The organism is Pedobacter gandavensis, assembly GCF_032678745.1.
GTDB lineage: Bacteria > Bacteroidota > Bacteroidia > Sphingobacteriales > Sphingobacteriaceae > Pedobacter > Pedobacter gandavensis_C.
The window spans coordinates 1-729 of sequence record NZ_JAVTST010000023.1 but is presented as its reverse complement, the minus strand read 5'-3'; the positions used below and the strand labels follow the sequence as shown (position 1 = coordinate 729).

General features: G+C 46.9%; 1 protein-coding gene. It reads left to right on the top strand.

Annotation, left to right across the window (positions count from 1 at the left end; translation table 11 throughout):
- Window positions 1–729: hypothetical protein (locus R2S10_RS24680; RefSeq protein ID WP_316843062.1), on the top strand; the 729-nt coding region annotated here is incomplete at both ends.

The window sequence follows — 729 nt, the reverse complement described above, 5'->3', positions numbered from 1 at the left end:
GTATAAACATGATGGTGCCACGCGTACTCCATCTAATTCCTGGACAGCATGGACCACTTCAATCAATGACCCATCCGCTTGGACTGCTGCTCAGGATCCTTGTATACAGCTGATGGGTGGGGGTTGGAGATTACCTACCTCCACGGAAATGAGTAATGTGATCAGCGCACCACAAATTTGGACTACGGCCGCTGCGCTTTACAATTCAGTATTGAAAATTCACAATGCGGGAAACCTAAGTCCAGCAGCCCCCGGTAACCTGGGTGCTCGTGGTACAGGACTATCGTATTGGACCTCAACTACAACTCCAAACGCAAACTATGCGGCTAAAGCATTGTATTTTAACGGCGCCCTTAATGTCACAGATCTGGACAAGGCAAATGCGGTGACTGTAAGGTGCTTGCGTGATGAGATCACCACAACGCTACCTACCATCAGTAATGTAATTGTGCCTACTGCAACAATGATCGGGAATGCGGCTAAGGCCATTGCTACAGTGGGGAACTCAGGTGGTTTGCCATTAAGCGGACGTGGACTGGTTTGGAGTAGCACAAATCCTATCCCAACCATCAGCGATCAGAACATCCCAGATACTGGTAAAGGTATCGGCGAATTTTCAGGACTGATGAATGGATTAGAAGAAGGACCTACTTACTATGTAAGGGCTTATGTAGAAACTAACATGGGACTGGTATATAGTTCGGCAGTCACCAGTTTTAAATTATGTAA